This window comes from Flavobacterium arsenatis (assembly GCF_031456785.1).
Classification (GTDB): Bacteria; Bacteroidota; Bacteroidia; order Flavobacteriales; family Flavobacteriaceae; genus Flavobacterium; species Flavobacterium arsenatis.
The window spans coordinates 1-1078 of the sequence record NZ_JAVDVI010000036.1; the positions used below are offsets into that span (position 1 = coordinate 1).

1 pseudogene is annotated in these 1078 nt (G+C 48.3%); it reads left to right on the top strand.

The window, feature by feature from the left end:
• Window positions 1–1078, top strand: a pseudogene (locus J2X31_RS18185) (gliding motility-associated C-terminal domain-containing protein); the annotation flags it as partial.

Sequence of the window (1078 nt, forward strand, 5' to 3'; positions counted from 1 at the left end):
TTGGACAATATGGCTACGACAACCTATACCTTCACTCCGAATTCGGGTCAATGTGCAGGTTCGGCGAACATGACCATTACGGTAAATACTTCTGTGGTTCCGACTTTTACACAGGTTGCTCCAATCTGTTCAGGTGAAGCTTTATCGGCCTTGCCTGTGACTTCCAACAATGGGATTACGGGAACCTGGTCGCCAGCCTTGGACAATATGGCTACGACAACCTATACCTTCACTCCGAATGCTGGTCAATGTGCAAGTTCGGCAAGCATGACCATTACGGTAAATACTTCTGTAGTTCCGACTTTTACACAGGTTGCTCCAATCTGTTCAGGTGAAGCATTATCGGCTTTGCCTGTGACTTCCAACAACGGGATTGTGGGAACCTGGTCGCCTGCATTGGACAATATGGCTACGACAACCTATACCTTCACTCCGAATTCGGGTCAATGTGCAGGTTCGGCGAACATGACCATTACGGTAAATACTTCTGTGGTTCCGACTTTTACACAGGTTGCTCCAATCTGTTCAGGTGAAGCTTTATCGGCCTTGCCTGTGACTTCCAACAATGGGATTACGGGAACCTGGTCGCCAGCCTTGGACAATATGGCTACGACAACCTATACCTTCACTCCGAATTCGGGTCAATGTGCAGGTTCGGCAAGCATGACCATTACGGTAAATACTTCGGTGGTTCCGACTTTTACACAGGTTGCTCCAATCTGTTCAGGTGAAGCATTATCGGCCTTGCCTGTGACTTCCAACAACGGGATTGTGGGAACCTGGTCGCCAGCCTTGGACAATATGGCTACGACAACCTATACTTTTACTCCGAATGCGGGACAATGTGCAGGTTCGGCAAGTATGACCATTACGGTAAATACTTCGGTGGTTCCTACTTTCAATCCTGTAAACCCGATTTGCCAAGGGGAAACATTGTCGGCCTTGCCTGTGACTTCAAACAATGGGATTACTGGAACCTGGTCGCCTGCATTGGACAATTCCGCTACGACAACCTATACCTTCACTCCGAATTCGGGTCAATGTGCAGGTTCGGCAAGCATGACCATTACGGTAAATA